At 41.6% G+C, this 18,024-nt stretch carries 19 protein-coding genes; 13 read left to right on the top strand and 6 right to left on the bottom strand.

Translation table 11 applies throughout. The features are described 5' to 3' along the window. The first annotated feature begins 47 nt into the window (after nucleotides 1-47). Nucleotides 48-311, top strand: coding sequence for a DUF493 family protein YbeD (ybeD, locus tag ACE1SE_RS05650; protein WP_047769148.1), 264 nt, complete (start codon nucleotides 48-50; stop codon nucleotides 309-311). Between the two features lie 121 nt (nucleotides 312-432). On the opposite strand, the gene ACE1SE_RS05645 is transcribed toward ybeD, so the two are convergent. Both ACE1SE_RS05645 and ACE1SE_RS05640 read right to left on the bottom strand, forming a co-directional pair. Then, nucleotides 433-1,347, bottom strand: coding sequence for a siderophore-interacting protein (locus ACE1SE_RS05645; RefSeq protein WP_374053004.1), 915 nt, complete (start codon nucleotides 1,345-1,347; stop codon nucleotides 433-435). Between the two features lie 191 nt (nucleotides 1,348-1,538). Continuing rightward, nucleotides 1,539-2,999 (bottom strand): TrkH family potassium uptake protein, encoded by a 1,461-nt coding sequence (locus ACE1SE_RS05640; RefSeq protein WP_374053003.1) that lies wholly within the window; start codon nucleotides 2,997-2,999, stop codon nucleotides 1,539-1,541. 171 nt (nucleotides 3,000-3,170) lie between these two features. Here ACE1SE_RS05640 and lipB point away from each other — a divergent pair, with 171 nt between their 5' ends. From lipB to crcB, 3 genes are all read left to right on the top strand, one after another. Then, nucleotides 3,171-3,818 carry a lipoyl(octanoyl) transferase LipB gene (lipB, locus tag ACE1SE_RS05635; RefSeq protein WP_374053601.1) on the top strand — a complete coding sequence of 216 codons (648 nt, stop codon included), beginning with the start codon at nucleotides 3,171-3,173 and terminating at the stop codon, nucleotides 3,816-3,818. A gap of 118 nt (nucleotides 3,819-3,936) precedes the next feature. Beyond that, nucleotides 3,937-4,902 carry a lipoyl synthase gene (lipA, locus tag ACE1SE_RS05630; RefSeq protein WP_374053002.1) on the top strand — a complete coding sequence of 322 codons (966 nt, stop codon included), beginning with the start codon at nucleotides 3,937-3,939 and terminating at the stop codon, nucleotides 4,900-4,902. Between the two features lie 18 nt (nucleotides 4,903-4,920). Beyond that, nucleotides 4,921-5,292 (top strand): fluoride efflux transporter CrcB, encoded by a 372-nt coding sequence (gene crcB / locus ACE1SE_RS05625; protein ID WP_374053001.1) that lies wholly within the window; start codon nucleotides 4,921-4,923, stop codon nucleotides 5,290-5,292. Between the two features lie 80 nt (nucleotides 5,293-5,372). Here crcB and cspE read toward each other — a convergent pair whose 3' ends face one another. Together cspE and ACE1SE_RS05615 are read right to left on the bottom strand one after the other, a co-directional pair. Beyond that, a complete protein-coding gene (gene cspE / locus ACE1SE_RS05620) occupies nucleotides 5,373-5,582 on the bottom strand; it encodes a transcription antiterminator/RNA stability regulator CspE (RefSeq protein WP_374053000.1) in 210 nt (69 codons plus the stop codon). 189 nt (nucleotides 5,583-5,771) lie between these two features. Continuing rightward, nucleotides 5,772-6,257, bottom strand: coding sequence for a methylated-DNA--[protein]-cysteine S-methyltransferase (locus ACE1SE_RS05615; protein ID WP_099131086.1), 486 nt, complete (start codon nucleotides 6,255-6,257; stop codon nucleotides 5,772-5,774). Between the two features lie 1,279 nt (nucleotides 6,258-7,536). Between ACE1SE_RS05615 and proV the strand changes: the two genes are divergently transcribed. From proV to proX, 3 genes are read left to right on the top strand one after another with little or no spacing between them, the layout of a single operon-like run. Beyond that, the gene (gene proV, locus ACE1SE_RS05610) at nucleotides 7,537-8,739 is read left to right on the top strand and encodes a glycine betaine/L-proline ABC transporter ATP-binding protein ProV (RefSeq protein WP_374052999.1); all 1,203 of its coding nucleotides are present in this window, start codon (nucleotides 7,537-7,539) and stop codon (nucleotides 8,737-8,739) included. After that, on the top strand, nucleotides 8,729-9,910 hold the full coding sequence (proW, locus tag ACE1SE_RS05605) for a glycine betaine/L-proline ABC transporter permease ProW (protein ID WP_374052998.1): 1,182 nt from the start codon (nucleotides 8,729-8,731) through the stop codon (nucleotides 9,908-9,910). The genes proV and proW overlap by 11 nt, the downstream gene beginning before the upstream one ends. Next, nucleotides 9,903-10,913 carry a glycine betaine/L-proline ABC transporter substrate-binding protein ProX gene (gene proX, locus ACE1SE_RS05600; RefSeq protein ID WP_374053600.1) on the top strand — a complete coding sequence of 337 codons (1,011 nt, stop codon included), beginning with the start codon at nucleotides 9,903-9,905 and terminating at the stop codon, nucleotides 10,911-10,913. Before proW ends, proX begins: the two co-directional genes overlap by 8 nt. Nucleotides 10,914-10,980: 67 nt before the next feature. Here the strand turns inward: proX and ACE1SE_RS05595 are convergent, their stop codons facing one another. Continuing rightward, complete coding sequence (locus ACE1SE_RS05595) at nucleotides 10,981-11,115, bottom strand: hypothetical protein (RefSeq protein ID WP_374052997.1); 135 nt, start codon at nucleotides 11,113-11,115, stop codon at nucleotides 10,981-10,983. On the opposite strand from ACE1SE_RS05595, the gene ACE1SE_RS05590 reads away from it, so the two are divergent. The 5 genes from ACE1SE_RS05590 (at nucleotide 11,114) to emrB (ending at nucleotide 15,886) form a co-directional block, all read left to right on the top strand. Beyond that, nucleotides 11,114-11,869: an AzlC family ABC transporter permease gene (locus ACE1SE_RS05590; RefSeq protein WP_374052996.1), complete on the top strand. Its 756-nt coding sequence runs from the start codon at nucleotides 11,114-11,116 to the stop codon at nucleotides 11,867-11,869. The genes ACE1SE_RS05595 and ACE1SE_RS05590 overlap by 2 nt on opposite strands. Before the next feature lie 28 nt (nucleotides 11,870-11,897). Next, nucleotides 11,898-12,233 carry an L-valine transporter subunit YgaH gene (gene ygaH / locus ACE1SE_RS05585; RefSeq protein WP_374052995.1) on the top strand — a complete coding sequence of 112 codons (336 nt, stop codon included), beginning with the start codon at nucleotides 11,898-11,900 and terminating at the stop codon, nucleotides 12,231-12,233. A 129-nt stretch (nucleotides 12,234-12,362) separates the two neighbouring features. After that, the gene (gene mprA, locus ACE1SE_RS05580; RefSeq protein ID WP_374052994.1) at nucleotides 12,363-12,878 is read left to right on the top strand and encodes a transcriptional repressor MprA; all 516 of its coding nucleotides are present in this window, start codon (nucleotides 12,363-12,365) and stop codon (nucleotides 12,876-12,878) included. A gap of 242 nt (nucleotides 12,879-13,120) precedes the next feature. After that, a complete protein-coding gene (emrA, locus tag ACE1SE_RS05575; RefSeq protein WP_374052993.1) occupies nucleotides 13,121-14,335 on the top strand; it encodes a multidrug efflux MFS transporter periplasmic adaptor subunit EmrA in 1,215 nt (404 codons plus the stop codon). A 9-nt stretch (nucleotides 14,336-14,344) separates the two neighbouring features. Further along, nucleotides 14,345-15,886 (top strand): multidrug efflux MFS transporter permease subunit EmrB, encoded by a 1,542-nt coding sequence (gene emrB / locus ACE1SE_RS05570; RefSeq protein WP_374052992.1) that lies wholly within the window; start codon nucleotides 14,345-14,347, stop codon nucleotides 15,884-15,886. Nucleotides 15,887-16,174: 288 nt separating this feature from the next. Here emrB and ACE1SE_RS05565 read toward each other — a convergent pair whose 3' ends face one another. Beyond that, nucleotides 16,175-17,215 (bottom strand): tRNA/rRNA methyltransferase, encoded by a 1,041-nt coding sequence (locus ACE1SE_RS05565; protein WP_374052991.1) that lies wholly within the window; start codon nucleotides 17,213-17,215, stop codon nucleotides 16,175-16,177. A gap of 135 nt (nucleotides 17,216-17,350) precedes the next feature. Between ACE1SE_RS05565 and ACE1SE_RS05560 the strand changes: the two genes are divergently transcribed. Further along, on the top strand, nucleotides 17,351-18,022 hold the full coding sequence (locus ACE1SE_RS05560) for a tRNA-uridine aminocarboxypropyltransferase (protein ID WP_374052990.1): 672 nt from the start codon (nucleotides 17,351-17,353) through the stop codon (nucleotides 18,020-18,022). The last annotated feature ends 2 nt before the right edge of the window (nucleotides 18,023-18,024 follow it).

The raw sequence follows: 18,024 nt of genomic DNA, 5'->3' as shown, positions 1-18,024 counted from the left end.
CGGCAAATCAACCACGATGCCGTGGCAAATACATTTTAGGAGTGCCCATGAAAACGAAATTAAATGAACTGCTTGAGTTTCCCTGCTCATTCACCTACAAAGTGATGGGTTTGGCTCAACCTGAGCTGGTGGATCAAGTTATTGAAGTGGTTCAACGCCATGCCCCGGGCGATTATTCTCCAGTCGTGAAACCCAGCAGCAAAGGCAACTACCATTCCGTATCCATTACCATCAATGCGACACATATTGAGCAAGTTGAAACGCTGTATGAAGAGTTAGGTCAGCTAGAGTTGGTTCGCGTTGTGCTGTAATAGTGCAATCATAATTCGCTGAAAAATAATTCACTAAAAAACAATTCACTAAAAAAAACAATGTGCTGATTTATACGTCAGCGCATTGTCAATAAAAACATTTAGTCAGATTCAGGAATGGCTATCTCTTGGGGGACCTGGCCCAATACGCCATAAAATTAATTAATGTTCGATCTAAATGACGCTCCTGGAGCAAATAACGGCGTAGATTTTTTACAACAGATGATTCCGCTGCAACCCAACCATAAAAATGGTTAGCCTGATTTCCGTTTCCAGCCTTTTCCCATATTGTGCCATCTGGTGAAACAATTTCAGTCAAGGGCTGTTCTTCAATCAACGCTGATGTTGGCAGAATAATGTGTTCACGTACTGCCTCCAGCAGACGCTCACCATATCCATACCCAACTTTAACTTCACGAGGTAACCAAAATACATTGGCGAATTTAAATTTCTCTATATTAATGCAATCCCCTTGCTTGGGAACTTCAAAAAATGCCTGTACATCAGGAGGATTTTCATTTAGTGATAATTCCTCAAGGATACCCAATGCCGCAGGTAAAGCCGTCTCATCAGCAATCAGCAATACCTGACGAACCTGTGCTGGCGGCTTCCACTCGCAGCCATCAGCCCCATTTATTGAGCCAGCATTGGTATCAACTTTCGGGGCGACAATCTGTAAAAGAGCGCCTGGATTAGCCTGCTTCAGCCAATTGGATACCGGCGTATTTTTACCATGTAAGACAAACTCTACATCCATCTCATTATCTTCGATGCGTAGCGCCCTTAATGTGTATGTTCTCATTACAGGACGTTCTTCTTTAGGGATAGACATGTAGTTACCGTACCAGTCTTTTCCCTCTTTTATTTGTAGTGAAGGATTACTTGCCTGAGGAAATAATAGCTTAATACGTTGATCGGGTGCATGCTGCCGCATTTTATGCACTTCAGAACCTTCGAAAACACAACGCAAAATAGAGGGTGATACCGTGATACGTTCTTTCAAGAACAAGTTAAAAATAGAGTAAGTTGAAGACATAATATTATATTAACAAACAGGTTTGTTATTCTCTGGGTTGATAAAATATTATACAACTTAGACCGAATGGTAATTCAAATCAATATAGTAATGATAATTATTTTTATTAGCATAAATCACGATATCCCGAAACAACCGTCAAGATTTTCAAATCAGAAGCCCAAAAAATGATAAATGGGAGAAATTGTTACTCAAAAACGCCAAAACGCTTTTGAACATAAAATCAATATTGGGTAAATTTCCAGCCTTCCCAACAGCATAGCTGCACACATCATCCATTTCGCTATAGGGTCAAGATCACCGAAGCCTTGCGCTGTTGCACCATATCCTATCCCCATGTTATTAATACAAGCAGCAGCCGTGGCAAATGAAGTCATCAAATCATAACCAAGCAAATTCAATGCCCAGATAAAGAAACAACTAAAAAAGACATAGAGAAAGAAGAATCCCCAGACAGAGCGCAATACTCTTTCCTGAACCACAGATTTACCAATTTTAATCGTCGAGATGGCATTTGGATGAATGAGCTGATTAATTTCACTCACACTCTGTTTTGCCAGGATCATAAAACGGAGAGCTTTAATGCCTCCACACGTTGAACCTACGCAGCCACCAAAAAAACTCACTGCCAGCAACAGCAAGATTGTATGGGGAGGCCACTGAGCGTAATCAGAAGTTGCCAAACCATTATCCGTCATCATAGAACTGGTCATAAAAAAGCCATGAACAAAGGCTTCCGTCACGCCATACATACCTGAACGGTATAATTCTAACCAGATAATGACAACTATCGCCGCCAGTACCAGTAAGAAAAATTGCAGTTCCGCATTTTTTAACAATGGTTTTAAGCTCCTGCGCGTCAGGGCAACAAAATAGAGCGTAAAGTTGACTGCTGACAGCACTGAAAAAATGCCTCCCACCATTTCAATGGCTGCACTGTCGTAATAGCCAAGACTCTCATTACGGGTAGAAAATCCACCCAAAGAAACCGTTGAGATGCCATGACAGACAGCATCAAACCACGACATTCCTGCGGCCCAAAAACTGGCTGAACAGAGTCCGCCTAGCAACAAATACACTACCCACAAACTCTTGGCACTGTCCGCAAGCCGTGGAGTCAACCGCTCTTCTTTGAAAGGGCCAGGCATTTCTGATTGATACAGTTTAGCGCCACCAATACCCAATAAAGGCAAGATGGCAACAGCAAGGACAATGACACCCAAGCCACCAATAAAATTGAGCTGAGCGCGATAATAGAGCACGGACTTAGGTAGGGCTGATACATCATTCAATACCGTGGCTCCGGTGGTCGTAATACCTGATATCCCTTCAAACATTGCATCTACCAGATTGATGTTTAAACTTTTATCGAGCACAAAAGGCAAAGCACTGAGCAATGAGAACAACAGCCAGAAAAGTACAATGATAAGAAATCCATCTTGGGTACTGGGCTGCGCCTTGATTTTACGGGTAAAGTACCAGCCTATTCCACCTGTAACCAAACCAATGACAAATGTCTCAAAAAAAGCAAAAACACTTTTTTCTTTATAAAACAGAGCCACAAAAGTAGGCAGCAACATTGAGAGGCTGTAAAGGAGCACCAAAAAACTACAAAGATGCCCAACAATCAGAAATTGGTTTTTTTTGACCATCTGCTAGCTCAAACAGGGGATTAAAAGGAAAATCATCAAAATATATAGCTATGATAATATAAAATAAAAATATATTCGTCTAATTAACAATATTATTGTATTAAGGCATTCTCAAACTGGTGAGAATCATCTTACAGCGTTATACTGGCGGGCACTTTTTGTTAATGAATGATGAAATTTCCATTGCAACATAACACCGTTATTTTACGCCAGTTAGGTATTCAGCCCTACGAACCGGTTTCTGATGCCATGCATCAGTTCACCGAACAACGTACAGCGGAAACACCTGACGAAATCTGGCTTGTCCAGCACGAAAAAGTGTTCACACAAGGCCAAGCCGGCAAAGCTGAACATATACTTGCACCTGGTGATATCCCTGTCATCCAGTCAGACAGGGGGGGACAGGTTACTTATCATGGTCCCGGACAGCAGGTCATGTATGTTTTGATTGACTTGAAACGGTCAAAAATTGGGGTGCGTCAATTGGTCACTTCAATCGAAAATACCGTAATCGCAACGCTGGCACATTTTGGCGTGGAAGCATGTGCCCGCCCAGATGCCCCCGGAGTTTATGTCGCAGGTAACAAAATATGTTCCCTTGGGTTGCGTATCCGAAAAGGATGCTCTTTCCACGGTCTGGCACTGAATATTGCAATGGACTTACAACCATTTTTACGCATAAACCCTTGTGGCTATGCAGGAATGCAAATGAGCCAACTCAGTGACTTCGTCACCGGAGTAACCCTTGAAGATGTACAACCCATTCTGGTGGAAAAATTCTGTCAGATCTTGGGATTCCAACTCATCGATGAAAGATGATATAATTTTTTAACATTTTTCAAAAAAATTTGAATGGATTTATTTGCCTCGATATTTTTCTCATCACCATCAGGCAATAAGTCAAAATCTGAAGAATATAACTGGAAGCAGCACGATTATGAGTAAACCAATTCAGATGGAACGCGGTGTCAAATACCGCGACGCAGACAAGATGGCTTTGATCCCTGTGAAAACAATTGCCACAGAACGTGAAGTACTCTTGCGTAAACCTGAGTGGATGAAAATCAAACTTCCTGCGGATTCCAGCCGCATTCAGGGTATCAAAGCGGCAATGCGCAAAAATGGGTTGCATTCTGTCTGTGAAGAAGCCTCCTGCCCTAACCTTGCTGAGTGTTTTAACCACGGAACCGCCACTTTTATGATTCTTGGTGCCATCTGTACTCGTCGCTGTCCATTCTGTGACGTAGCTCATGGTCGCCCAAATGCACCTGATACAAATGAACCTATCAAGCTTGCGCAGACTATTCAGGATATGGGGCTGCGTTATGTCGTTATTACATCTGTTGACCGTGACGATTTGCGCGACGGTGGTGCACAACATTTTGCTGACTGTATCACGGCTATTCGTGAAAAAAGCCCATCAATTAGGATTGAAACTTTAGTACCAGATTTTCGCGGTCGTATGGATCGTGCGCTGGAAATTTTGACTGCAACTCCCCCTGATGTGTTCAACCACAATTTGGAAAACGTGCCACGGGTTTATCGTCAGGTTCGTCCCGGTGCTAACTATGACTGGTCATTGAAATTGCTGGAAAAATTCAAAGCAGCACATCCAGATATCCCGACTAAATCAGGCTTAATGGTGGGATTAGGCGAAACCAACGAAGAAATTTTAGAAGTCATGCGTGATTTGCGTAGCCACGGTGTTACCATGTTGACATTGGGGCAATATTTACAACCAAGCCGCCATCACCTGCCAGTACAACGTTATGTCAGCCCGGCTGAATTCGACGAAATGAAAGAAGCCGCATTAGAAATGGGCTTTACCCATGCTGCCTGTGGTCCGTTTGTTCGCTCTTCGTACCATGCTGACTTGCAGGCCAAAGGCATAGAAGTCAAATAATCTGTTGCCACCATCATAATGAATATTATATTTGCTGTATTTATTGGTGGTGGTCTAGGTAGCGTATTACGCTGGGTCATCAGCCTCCGCCTGAACAGTCCTGCCTCCCCGATTGCCGTTGGTACGCTAACGGCTAATTGTGTTGGCGCATTTATCATTGGATTGGGTTTGGCCTATTTTAACAAAGCCACACATCTCGATCCGGTTTGGAAGTTTATGCTAACGACAGGGTTTTGCGGTGGGCTAACGACCTTTTCCACCTTTTCAGCTGAAGTGGTTTATCTATTGCAAGCAGGAAAAATAGGTTGGGCACTGTTTAGCATTTTGGTGAATGTGATCGGTTCATTGTTGATGACAGTATTAGCTTTTGCAGTGATAAACAAACTGTAAGGATCTTATCACTGCTTAAAAACCAATAAGATAAAAAAAACCCGTTAGCAAAACGGGTTTTCAGAATACGGGATTCGAAATTAGATTGCGACAACGTTTGCAGCAGATGGACCTTTCGCACCCTCAGTAATTTCAAACTCTACTTTTTGGCCTTCAGATAGAGTCTTGAATCCGCTAGACTGAATGGCGGAAAAGTGTACAAAAACATCTTTACTACCATCTTCTGGAGTGATAAAACCAAATCCTTTGGATTCGTTAAACCACTTAACGTTACCTTTAATTTTTGACATTAAAACTTACCTTTAATAAAAAAGACACGAACTCTGTGTCACGTACAGTACAGCAAATAATATAGTCCACTGTCTGCAACATAGATCACGAAACATATAACCGAATGTAAAAAAACACACTTTTTGTTTAATTACACTGATTGATTTTATACACCAATGGTGATTTCACAAATAAATTAGCGTTTTATTTTAATTCTGTTTACTTTTCACCTTTCTATTTTTTTCATGATCAAGTAGCCACCTTTTGATATCCAGCCCACCGGTATAGCCAACCAATTTACCATCATGTCCAATCACCCGATGACAAGGCACAATTAATGAAATAGGGTTGCGTGAATTCGCCATACCGACCGCACGACAATAATTTACCGATCCCAATGTTAGTGCCAATTGTTTATAACTCCACATTTCGCCATAAGGTATCTTACAAAGTTGCTGCCAAACACGCTTTTGGAATTCAGTTCCCTGCATACTTAAAGGAACAGTAAACGTTAGTCGTTTCCCTTTAAAATATTCCTGCAACTCTTTCGCACACTGCTTGGTTATCACACTCTTCGATTCTAATTCTTTCTTTTCATTGACGAAATAGATACTGGTTACTCCTTCATCGTCCGCAGTGATATGTACATAAGGCTTGGGAAATCCTTCTGGAGTATTCAGGTAATGATGATACATAAACTACCTCCATTTAATTTATTATTGAAAATTTCTGTAATAGCCTAAATCTCTCATTCATCAATTTGCAATGATGAATTCGGTTACACATCTGACAATTTGATAAAGAAACCATTGCGCCCTCTGACAATTAAAATTATGGCTCTGCCAATAAGTTATAATACTTTATTTTTAATGTTACCTCGTTAAAAAAGATTAAAACACTATATATAGATAAAAAAATAAAACCAACATCCATATATAGTATAAATTTCACAATTAAATTATCTCAATATAATACACATATGTTAGTTTTTATTATTATTAAATAATATAGCACCCAGAAATTTTACTAGAAGTGTTATCATTTATGGCAAACACAGTGGTATATCATCGGTCGGTTCCAAGTTAGAAAACGACAATCGAGGGCTAATTGCCCTAAAAGAGATACACTACACTGCTGCCAATCAACTCAATGGTGCGAAAAAGCCAGTTATACCCAAGCATTAACAGCGTTAACTCACAAACTGTGTGAAGATCATCGCCCAGGCACTCAAGCCTCTGGCTCTTTTTTAATAACCATTTTCTATTCTTAAAATGGTGAAATGATGAATCAGGCACAATGGTTTTCAATTTGTTATTTCACCAATTATTAAATTTAAGATCTATTAACATACTGTTTAATATAAAAACTCATTGAAAATTTATCTGTAAAATCTAAAAATATAGAAAATACATAAAATAAACATTAAACACTGAATTTAAATTCCATATTATGTAATTAATGAATTATAAAAAATAATAATTATAAATAACACATGCCATTGTTATATCGTTATTTATATACCGAAAAATTACATTTAAAGCCTGCAAACCAGAATCACACCTGCTAATCCCACAAATATATTCTGATAATCATTTAATCCCATCATTTTTCATGAATTCCCCCATGGTTAGCATATGTTACTGAATACAACTAAAAATAAGCACAAAAAACCAAAAAATCATGAAAACCAATAAAACACACCAAAAATAAAAACAAAATTAAATTCATTAATGATAATGACCTTTTTTGTTTTCTGAGAAAAAATTATTTACGCAGTTGAATTTCATTAAATTAACACCCAAAAATTGACTTTGCCTCTCCAATATTATGCCATGTTAAAATATAACTTTTTATTAATGATGTTAAATAAGGGGTTGTCAGTGCATTTTAATATGTTAGGGTATACGTTGGTAAAAAAATAGCGCCGGAGTAATTGAACACAATATATCATCAACAACAGGAAAATATTATTCCATGACTGTTAAACTTGAAGTTAAGAATCTCTATAAAATATTTGGTAATAATCCTGAGCCAGCCTTTAAGTTATTAGCGTCAGGTCTCAGCAAAGAACAAATACTTGAAAAAACAGGTCTCACCGTCGGTGTTCAAGATGTCAATCTGGCCATTGAAGAAGGCGAAATATTTGTGATCATGGGATTATCTGGTTCAGGTAAATCCACACTAGTACGTCTTCTCAATCGTCTGATAGAACCGACTAAAGGCCATGTACTTATCGACGACGAAGATATTTCCACCATCACAGAAACTCAGCTACGAGACATTCGCCGCAGCAAGATCAGCATGGTCTTCCAGTCATTTGCACTGATGCCACATTTGAATATTCTGGAGAATACCGCGTTTGGCATGGAGCTTGCGGGTGTTCCCAAAGAAAAGCGTCATCAAAAAGCCCTTGAAACGCTGCAACAAGTTAATCTCGAAAGCTACGCTCTATCCTATCCCGATGAACTTTCCGGTGGAATGCAGCAACGTATTGGGTTAGCCAGAGCTTTAGCTAACAATCCCGATATTCTGTTAATGGATGAAGCCTTCTCAGCCCTTGATCCTTTAATCCGTGCCGAAATGCAAGATGAATTACTGCGCCTGCAAGGGGAACATCAACGTACAGTTGTTTTTATTTCTCACGATTTGGATGAAGCAATGCGTATCGGTGATCGCATTGCCATCATGCAGGACGGTATTGTCGTTCAGGTCGGCACACCTGATGAGATTATGAATAGCCCCGCTAATGATTATGTCAAAACATTCTTCCGTGGTGTGGATGTTGGACATGTTTTCTCAGCCAAAGACATTGCTCGCCGCCGACCAGAAACGTTGCTTCATGCCGCAGCTGGTTTTGGTCCCCGCTCTGCATTGAAAGTGCTGGATAATGAAGACAGAAACTATGGCTATTTAATCGAAAAAAACCAGAAGTTTATTGGAGTGGTATCTGCCAATTCCCTGCAACAAGCACTAGCAGAAGAAAAATCCATTGAACATGCCATATTGGAACAACCAATCGCCGTTTCGGCAGATATTCCGCTGAACGAATTGATATCCACTGTCGCACAATCTCCCTGCGCCGTTCCTGTCATAGATGACAATAACCGTTATTTAGGTGTCATTTCCAAAGGAATATTGCTACAGGCCTTAGATAAGGAGGCACCCAATGGACAATAACTCTCCACAGACAGTCACTGATCCCACCAATAATAGTGATCCCTGGATGGACAGTGGCACCGCTGCTCCTGCATCAAACCACGATTGGCTGAATACTTCTGCAACCAATATTCCTCCTGAACACTTTAATTTCATGTCGCCTTTTCAACATAAGCTAATTCCGTTTGACTCATGGGTGACTAATATCATCGATTGGGTTGTCATACACTTCCGGCCTGTTTTTCAAGTCATCCACGTTCCAGTCGATTTTGTCCTCAGTGGTTTTGAACAGTTCCTGACGACATTGCCCCCTCCCATCACCATTTTGTTTTTTGCGTTACTGGCCTGGCAAATTGCTGGTGCAGGAATAGGCGTTATTTCTTTAATTTCGTTGATCATGATCGGTGCAATTGGGGCATGGTCAGAAGCGATGATCACCATGGCTTTGGTGCTAACTGCCCTACTGTTCTGCCTTATCATTGGACTTCCTCTTGGGATCGGATTGGCTCGCAATGAACGGCTGGCCAAAATTGTTCGTCCCCTGCTGGATGCCATGCAAACCACTCCTGCTTTCGTTTATCTCGTTCCCATCGTAATGCTGTTTGGCATAGGGAATGTACCCGGTGTTATCGTCACCATCATTTTTGCGTTACCTCCCATTATTCGCCTGACAATTTTGGGAATAAAACAAGTTCCACCAGATTTAATTGAAGCCGCCAGATCATTTGGGGCAAGCCCACGGCAAATGCTGTTCAAAGTTCAATTACCGTTGGCGATGCCTGCAATTATGGCGGGTGTGAATCAAACATTGATGTTAGCGCTTTCCATGGTCGTCATTGCTTCCATGATTGCCGTTGGCGGCTTGGGGCTGATGGTATTGCGCGGTATTGGTCGCCTTGATATAGGATTAGCCGCCGTTGGCGGTACAGGTATTGTCATTCTTGCCATTATCCTTGATCGCCTGACTCAATCCTTGGGCAAAAATCATCGAACCAGAGGCGGACTCTGGTATCACTCTGGGCCAATAGGATTACTGCGCCTGCTTTTTCTCTCAATTCGTTCAATAAGAAAAAAAACCGTCCATCAAAATCATGCCAGTCAAAATAATACGTCCAAAACGATCTCTGATCTGGCAATAAAAGGAGGAACCAACCATGCGCATAATCACCTTATGCAAAGAGATCATGAATAAGGGGATAATTTTTGCAGCGCTCCTCATGGTATTCATGAGCCTCTTATTATCCTCAGTAGCATCTGCAACTGACCTTCCCGGCAAAGGTATCAGTGTACAACCGCTGCAAAGTACAATCACTGAGGAAACCTTTCAGACTTTAATTGTCTGCAAGGCATTAGAAAAACTCGGCTATGACGTCAAACCAATCAAAGAAGTTGATTATAACGTTGCTTACACTTCCATTGCTTCTGGTGATGCCACCTTTATGGCCATCAATTGGGTACCGATCCATGATGCCCCATACAAAGCTGCCGGAGGAGATAACATCTTCTATCGCAAGGGAAGTTATGTCGTAAATGCGGCTCAAGGGTACCTTATTGATAAAAAAACCGCAGAAAAATATCACATCACCAATATTGCTCAATTAAAAGATCCTAAACTTGCCAGGTTGTTTGATAGTAATGGCGATGGAAAAGCAGATTTGACAGGCTGTAACCCCGGATGGGGGTGTGAAAGTGCGATCAATCATCATTTAGCTGCTTATGGTTTGAAAAATACCGTGGAACAAAACCAAGGCAATTATGCGGCTATGATGGCTGACACTATTGCCCGTTATCGGGCAGGTAAGCCTATCCTCTATTACACCTGGACACCTTATTGGGTGAGTGATGTACTGAAACCCGGAAAAGATGTCATCTGGCTTCAAGTCCCCTTCTCTGCTATCGGTGAGGGAGATACCATCAATACCCAGTTGCCTAACGGTCGTAACTATGGTTTCCCTCCCAGCTCCATGCGTATCGTGGCAAACAAAGCATGGGCAGAAAAGAACCCCGCTGCGGCGAAACTTTTTGCGGTTATGACCTTACCTATTGCTGATATCAGTGCTCAAAATCAGCTCATGCATAACGCTAAAATTTCAGAAGCTGATATTGGACGCCAGGCTGAAGACTGGATCAAAACACATCAGAAAAAGGTAGATGGCTGGCTAAAAGCAGCCAGAAAAGCCGCTCACAAAACATAAATTGACCTTTCCTCATTCTGCATCTGGTAGCCGTGAAGACGTTAACAAAAATTCACGGCTATCCAATTCACTCCCATCCATCACTGTCAATCCCTTTGTTCTCAATGACATTATTTAAATAATTTATATATTTTATATTTTCACTTTCATCGTATTTTGTTAATGTTGTTTTATCTGTTAACAAAAAAATAAAATATTCCATGCCAATACCTGATAAATCTGTATCTGATATACCAATATCTGAATCCGAGAATCCTTTACCACACAAGGCTTCTTCATTTAAAGAAGGTATTTGGGATAGTCTCCCAATCGCTATTGGCTACATTCCTGTCTCTTTTGCATTTGGCTTAAGCGCCACTAAATTGGGTTTTACTCCCATAGAAGCCATATTTTTTTCCTGTGTCATTTATGCGGGTGCCAGCCAGTTTGTCATCACCGCGTTACTGAGTGCAGGAATGTCATTGTGGTTTTCTGCGCTAACCGTAATGGCAATGGATATCCGCCACATTTTGTATGGCCCAGCCTTACGTTATCGCATCAAACAAAAATTATCGGAAAAGAAAACCGTAATTTGGGCCTTTGGCCTGACTGATGAAGTTTTTGCCGCAGCAACAGCCAAATTGATTAAAAACCAACGAAGTTGGAGTGAAAACTGGATGGTCGCTATTGCAACATGTTCTTGGCTCTCTTGGGTGCTGGGTACCGTAGCTGGGGCCATATTGGGTAACGGTTATTTGAGCTCTTACCCCGCCATTGAAGCTGCCATGATATTTATGCTTCCGGCTCTATTCTTAAGTTTTTTGTTAGCATCTGTCAAAAAACAAAATACCTACTGTGTTACCGCTGCTTTATTAGGCTCATTAATGGGAATCACTTTTTTTTCAATCCCCATCGCCATTCTCGCAGGGATCATGAGTGGATGTTTAGCAGCACTTTTGCAAACTAAAAATACATAATTAATATATTACATACTTAGCTCATTATATGATTGATAATAAAATACTTCTTATCGGACTTATTGTAGGCGCTGCCAACTTTTTATTCCGCTATCTTCCTCTGCGCCTGGGTGTTAATCGCTCGCCAGCAGAAAAAAAAGGCAAAATGGGTGTCATACTCGACAGCATTGGTATTGCATCAATTTGCTCACTCCTCATCGTCTCAAGCATTCCTGACGTCATGAAGGAGCACAGCAAATTTTTTCCGACTCTCATTGGCTGCCTAACCATCTGTCTGTTTTTCTACAAAACTCGAAGCATCATTATTTCAACTCTGTCTGGTGCCATAGCTTTTGGAATAATATTCAAGCTATTTATGAATTAGGTATCAATATTAAAAGAAATATGATGATAATAAATAACTATAATTGCTAAATTTAACTTTTAATATAGTATTTGTAGGGTTTTTAACAAAAGTTACTTTACCGGTTGAAACTAATAAGGTATCTAAACAATGGAAAGTTCATTCACTCCCACAGAAGAGTTACTTAATTGCCGTGTAGCACAGCAAAAAAGTTTACCCTATCAAGAGATATTACTGACTCGCTTATCTATGCATGTCCAGAGCAGGCTTCTGGAAAATCGCAACAACATGCTGAAAGCACAAGGAATCAATGAAACCTTGTTTATGGCTCTGATGATTCTGGATACCAAAGAAAGCCGTAGCATTCAGCCATCAGAACTCAGCGCAGCATTAGGCTCTTCCCGTACAAATGCAACCCGAATTGCAGATGAATTAGAAAAGCAGGGCTGGATAGAGAGAAAGGAGAGCCATAATGATCGTCGTTGTCTCCATCTTCATCTCACAGAAAAAGGTTCAAATTTTTTGAACAGTTTACTTCCACCACAGCATGAGTGCCTGATCAAGCTTTGGTCTATCCTGGATTCAGAGGAGAAAAAACAGTTAGAAAAATTGATGAGAAAAGTTTTGGGGCAATTAGATAATATTGGGGATTGTTTAAATAAGTGATTGCCTTTCTTCTGGACGGTTTTGAACCAAGAAAACATGTTATAGCAACATGATCTAAAAAAACTTTTCTACCAGCCTGTATCATCAGATACTTCGTATGGCTGATTATTATCTTCAGATAATACTTAAATCCATATCGTTCGTCTCTTCCAGTAGTGTAAGCACACACCACTGGAAACGTGTTTTGTCCTGTCGGGGCCACACAATTAATAATAAGTTAAAAACAAATATGGGGACTCTCCATGAGTATTAGTGAGAAAGCATCACTTCCGTCTAGCGAAAAACACTCTCCTGCAAAGGTGAAAACAAAAAATAGGACTAAAAAACAGCAACGCCACCATATCATTACGTTATTGATATTATTTTTCCTTCTGCTTGGAGCTGGCTATACCGTTTACTGGTTTCTCACTTTACGTCACCACCAAGAAACCGATAATGCCTATGTTACAGGTAATCAGATACAAGTGATGTCGCAAATTACAGGTAGTGTCGTAACTGTTAATTTTGACAATACTGATTTTGTGAAAAGTGGCCAGCCTCTTATCCAACTCGATTCCCGTGACGCCGAATTGGCCCTGGAAAGAGCCAAAAGTGAATTAGCCAATGCTGTCCGAATCACTCATCAACACATGATAGACAGTAAAAGATATCAAGCCATCATTGAGCTGAAAAAAATTGCTCTCAGAAAAGCTCAAAGTGATCTCAATCGAAGGGAAATATTGGGAACTCAGAATTTGATTGGTAAAGAAGAGTTGCAACATATGCGCGAAACTGTCTCTGCTGCTCAAGCTGAGCTGGATGTTGCAATAGCTCAATATAAAAGCAACCAAGCCATTATTCTGGATACTCCGCTGGAAAAACAGCCAGCTATCGAAACAGCGGCCTCCGGCGTTCGTGATGCCTGGCTCGCTTTGCAGAGAAACAATATTGTCAGCCCGGTTGATGGTTATGTCGCTCGTCGTAGCGTTCAGGTAGGTTCCCGTATCAATTCAGGAACACCATTGATGGCGATCGTACCGGCCAACAATATGTGGATTGAGGCCAATTTCAAAGAAACCCAATTGGCAAACATGCGGATTGGACAGCCTGCTACAATCATCAGCGATTTCTACGGCGACGATGTTGTCTATACCGGCAAGGTTGCAGGTATCGATATGGGAACCGGTAGCGCCTTTTCTCTATTGCCCGCGCAAAATGCCAGTGGCAATTGGATTAAAGTTGTACAACGCTTGCCAGTCCGTATTGAGCTTGATCCTGAACAAGTAAAACAATATCCCTTACGAATTGGGTTATCAACAACAGTCACCGTGAACACAGCGAATACTGATGGAACTGTACTGGCAACCACCGGACGTCCTCTTCCGGCCTATCAAACCAATGCGTTGACGATAGATATGGCTCCTGCAAACAAAATAGTTAATGACATTATTAATAGTAATGCAGGAAACCAAATTTAAGGGGGAGTCATGGTAACAAGAGAACCGCTTACAGGTGCGAAGCTCGCCCTTTTGACCATTACTCTGTCAATGGCGACTTTCATGCTTGTTCTCGACTCTACTATTGCTAACGTTGCCATACCGACGATTGCTGGTAATCTGGGTGCATCAATCTCGCAAGGAACATGGGTGATTACCTCCTTCGGTGTCGCAAACGCAATTTCCATTCCTATTACCGGTTGGTTAGCGAAGCGTTTCGGTGAAATAAAATTGTTCCTCTGGTCTACTGCAATTTTTACGCTTTCATCTTGGCTATGTGGTCTTTCCAACAGCCTCGGTATGTTAATTTTCTTCCGCGTTATGCAAGGGTTAGCCGCAGGTCCCGTACTCCCCCTTTGCCAAAGTTTGTTGTTAAATAACTATCCACCAGCGAAACGTAACATGGCATTGGCACTATGGTCGATAATGATCGTTGTTGCCCCCATTTGCGGACCTATCCTTGGCGGCTATATCAGTGATAACTACCACTGGGGATGGATCTTTTACATCAATATCCCTCTTGGTATCGCAATTATTTTTATCATTATGCAGCTATTGCGTGGTCGGGAAACGAAAACAGAAATCCGCCCCATTGACGTTACTGGGCTGTTTTTGCTGGTGATTGGTATTGGCAGCCTGCAAATTATGCTTGACCAAGGCAAGGAGCTTGATTGGTTTAATTCTACTGAGATTATTATCCTTACTGTTACTGCTATTATTGCACTTATTTTGCTGATCATATGGGAACTGACTGATGATCATCCGATAATCGATCTCTCCTTGTTTAAACTACGCAATTTTTCCATTGGTACACTGAGTATTAGTCTCGGCTTCATGATGTACTTCGGTTCGATTGTTTTACTGCCACAGTTATTGCAAGAAGTTTACGGCTATACCGCAACCTGGGCTGGCTTTGCGGCTGCACCTATAGGATTGCTGCCACTGTTATTGTCACCCGTCATTGGCAAGTTTGGCCATAAGCTAGACATGCGCTATATCGTGACATTTAGTTTCATTACTTATGCGATTTGCTTCTATTGGCGAGCATATACCTTTGAACCTGACATGGGTTTCGCTGCTGTTGCATGGCCTCAGTTTGTTCAAGGGCTTGCCATGGCGTGTTTCTTTATGCCGTTGACAACCATTACATTATCAGGGTTAGCACCAGAACGAATGGCCTCAGCTTCCAGCTTGTCAAATTTTACCCGTATATTGTCGGGTTCAATCGGGACATCCCTCACCACCACAATGTGGACACAACGTGAATCTATGCACCACTCGAACCTTACGGAGTACATCAATCCATATAACCCTAATTATCAGCAAATACATCAACAATTAGCTCAATTGGGCATGAATGATGACCAGATATCAGCTTATCTGGTCAAACAGATCACTCATCAAGGATTAATTATCTCTGCCAATGAAATCTTTTGGCTTTCAGCAGGTATATTCCTTGTCTTGACATTATTGATCTGGCTGGCAAAACCGCCTTTTTCTGCCGGAGGTAAAGACCACGAGGGAGCACATTAAGCTTATTAGATTGAATATACTGATTTTAACGGGAGTATTACTCCCGTTAAAAAAATGCTACAGCCACAATCCTGTCATCTCCCGACTCCGGGTAATTTATTTCTTTGGCAGCAACAACGGCTTGAAGACGCGACCCAAATTTTATATGCAATAATAAAAACGGACTTAATAAAGGGAATAAGATAAGATCCTGACTAAATAGACAGGACCTTATTAACAATGGATATTAAACTATCTATTTCCGAGTCACTATTCTTTGACTAAATGGCAACTTGAGATAGGTATAAATTAAACCTTATTCTGGCGCCACCATTCCGCCAGCATAATACCTGTTGCAACAGAAACATTCAGGCTTTCTACCCGACCCGTTCCACCAATAGAAAGACGAATGTCACCATCTTCCCAAATGCTGTCACTTAATCCGTCACTTTCCTGACCCAATACCAAGACCATTTTTTCTGGCAATGTTGCTTGTGCCAATGTTGTGCTACCTTTATGACTTGATGTGGTCACAATTGTATAGCCTTGGTTACGGAATTGATTTAGCGTAGCCGTGAATCCATCCGCATCAATGCCTTTGATGTGCTCAGCGCCTCCTTCTGCTGTACGAACTGCTGCACCTGATTCCAACAGTGCTGTATCCTGCAAAATCACACCCTGTACGCCAAAATGCGCACAACTACGCATAATTGCGCCAAGATTATGTGGGTTACCTACATTTTCCAATGCCAATACACAATCTTTTGCTGGTGCCTGCTGCAAATAGGTTTCCACATCCAAACCATTGCGTTTCTTAATCAGGAAACATACGCCACCGTGGTGTTCTGTACCTGATGCTTTGGATAGCTCTTCGTCGTCAACTACATGGTAAGCTTTACGATTTGCCGCCATCCATTTCAATGCATTGCGAAAACGCGGAGTGACCGATTGAACAAACCAGGCCCGAACAATCGCATCAGGACGGTTCTGGAACATTGCCTGACAAGCATTTTCCCCATAGATGCGGGTTTCTTCCAAACGCTGACGACGAAGCTGTTCAGGATCAATATTGCTTTTGCCGCTAATACCCTGATGCTCTGGCTCAAGAGATTCGCCCTCTGGACGGGAGACCGTTCTCCACGGAGAACGATCGCCTGAGCGTTCTGGGCGTTCATTGCCACGACGGCGGTCACCCTGATCACGCCCTTTACCAAACGGACGGTTATCACTCTTACGGCTGTCACTGTTTTTACGACGATCTCCGCCTTTACGGTTATCGTTATTGTCCTCATTATTGCGGACATACATTACTTTGACTTTGCCGTTCTTACCACTATAGGAATCGTTCATTTATTTCTCCAACTGCGTTATGGCGCGAAGATTACCCGATGTACGCGCCCGAAGCTACCTCTGGTAACGACAATCCATTAAAATATCCGCTAATTTTTTTACTGGTTTTATCCACGAACATGTTTGAGTTCTTAAATGAGAAATAACAACGCCGTTTATCAGCTTCGCCAACGCCGCCTTGCCCGTTCTACCCGCCCTTTTCTGGCAAGAGGGTGCAGGGTGCGGCGTTGCCTGCATTGTTTATTACCCCAAAAAAAATGTCTGTGTGAAATGATTTCACCTGAAAATGCGGAAAGCCGCTTCTGTCTCATCATGTTCGATACTGAGCCGATGAAACCCAGTAATACGGGAAAGTTGATTGCAGATATCCTGCCTGATACATGCGCTTTTCTCTGGTCTAGAACCGAGCCTGATCAACAACTGCTCGAAGTCGTGCGTGATCCAACCCGACAACCCTATCTGATCTTTCCAGACAGTTATGCTACACCTCCTCGTACGGTATATCAGAAGATCCCTGCTAACCAAAAACCACCACTGTTCATTATATTGGATGGTACTTGGCCTGAAGCAAGAAAAATGTTTCGTAAAAGCCCATATTTGGATGATATTCCCCTATTGTCTATTAATAATATTGCCAAAATGGACTATTTACTTCGGGTCCCCTCCAGAACAGAACAACATTGTACTGCCGAGGTCGCGGCTGCGGTATTAGAATTAGCTGGGGATATTAAAGCATCACGATCATTATTGAATCATTTCAATCACTTTCGTGAACAATATCTGGCAGGAAAATCTAATTATCTGTAGGA

This window comes from Xenorhabdus taiwanensis (genome assembly GCF_036512875.1).
Taxonomy (GTDB): Bacteria; Pseudomonadota; Gammaproteobacteria; order Enterobacterales; family Enterobacteriaceae; genus Xenorhabdus; species Xenorhabdus taiwanensis.
Note: the sequence above shows the minus strand (reverse complement) of the source record. Positions and strands in the feature narration are given on the sequence as shown.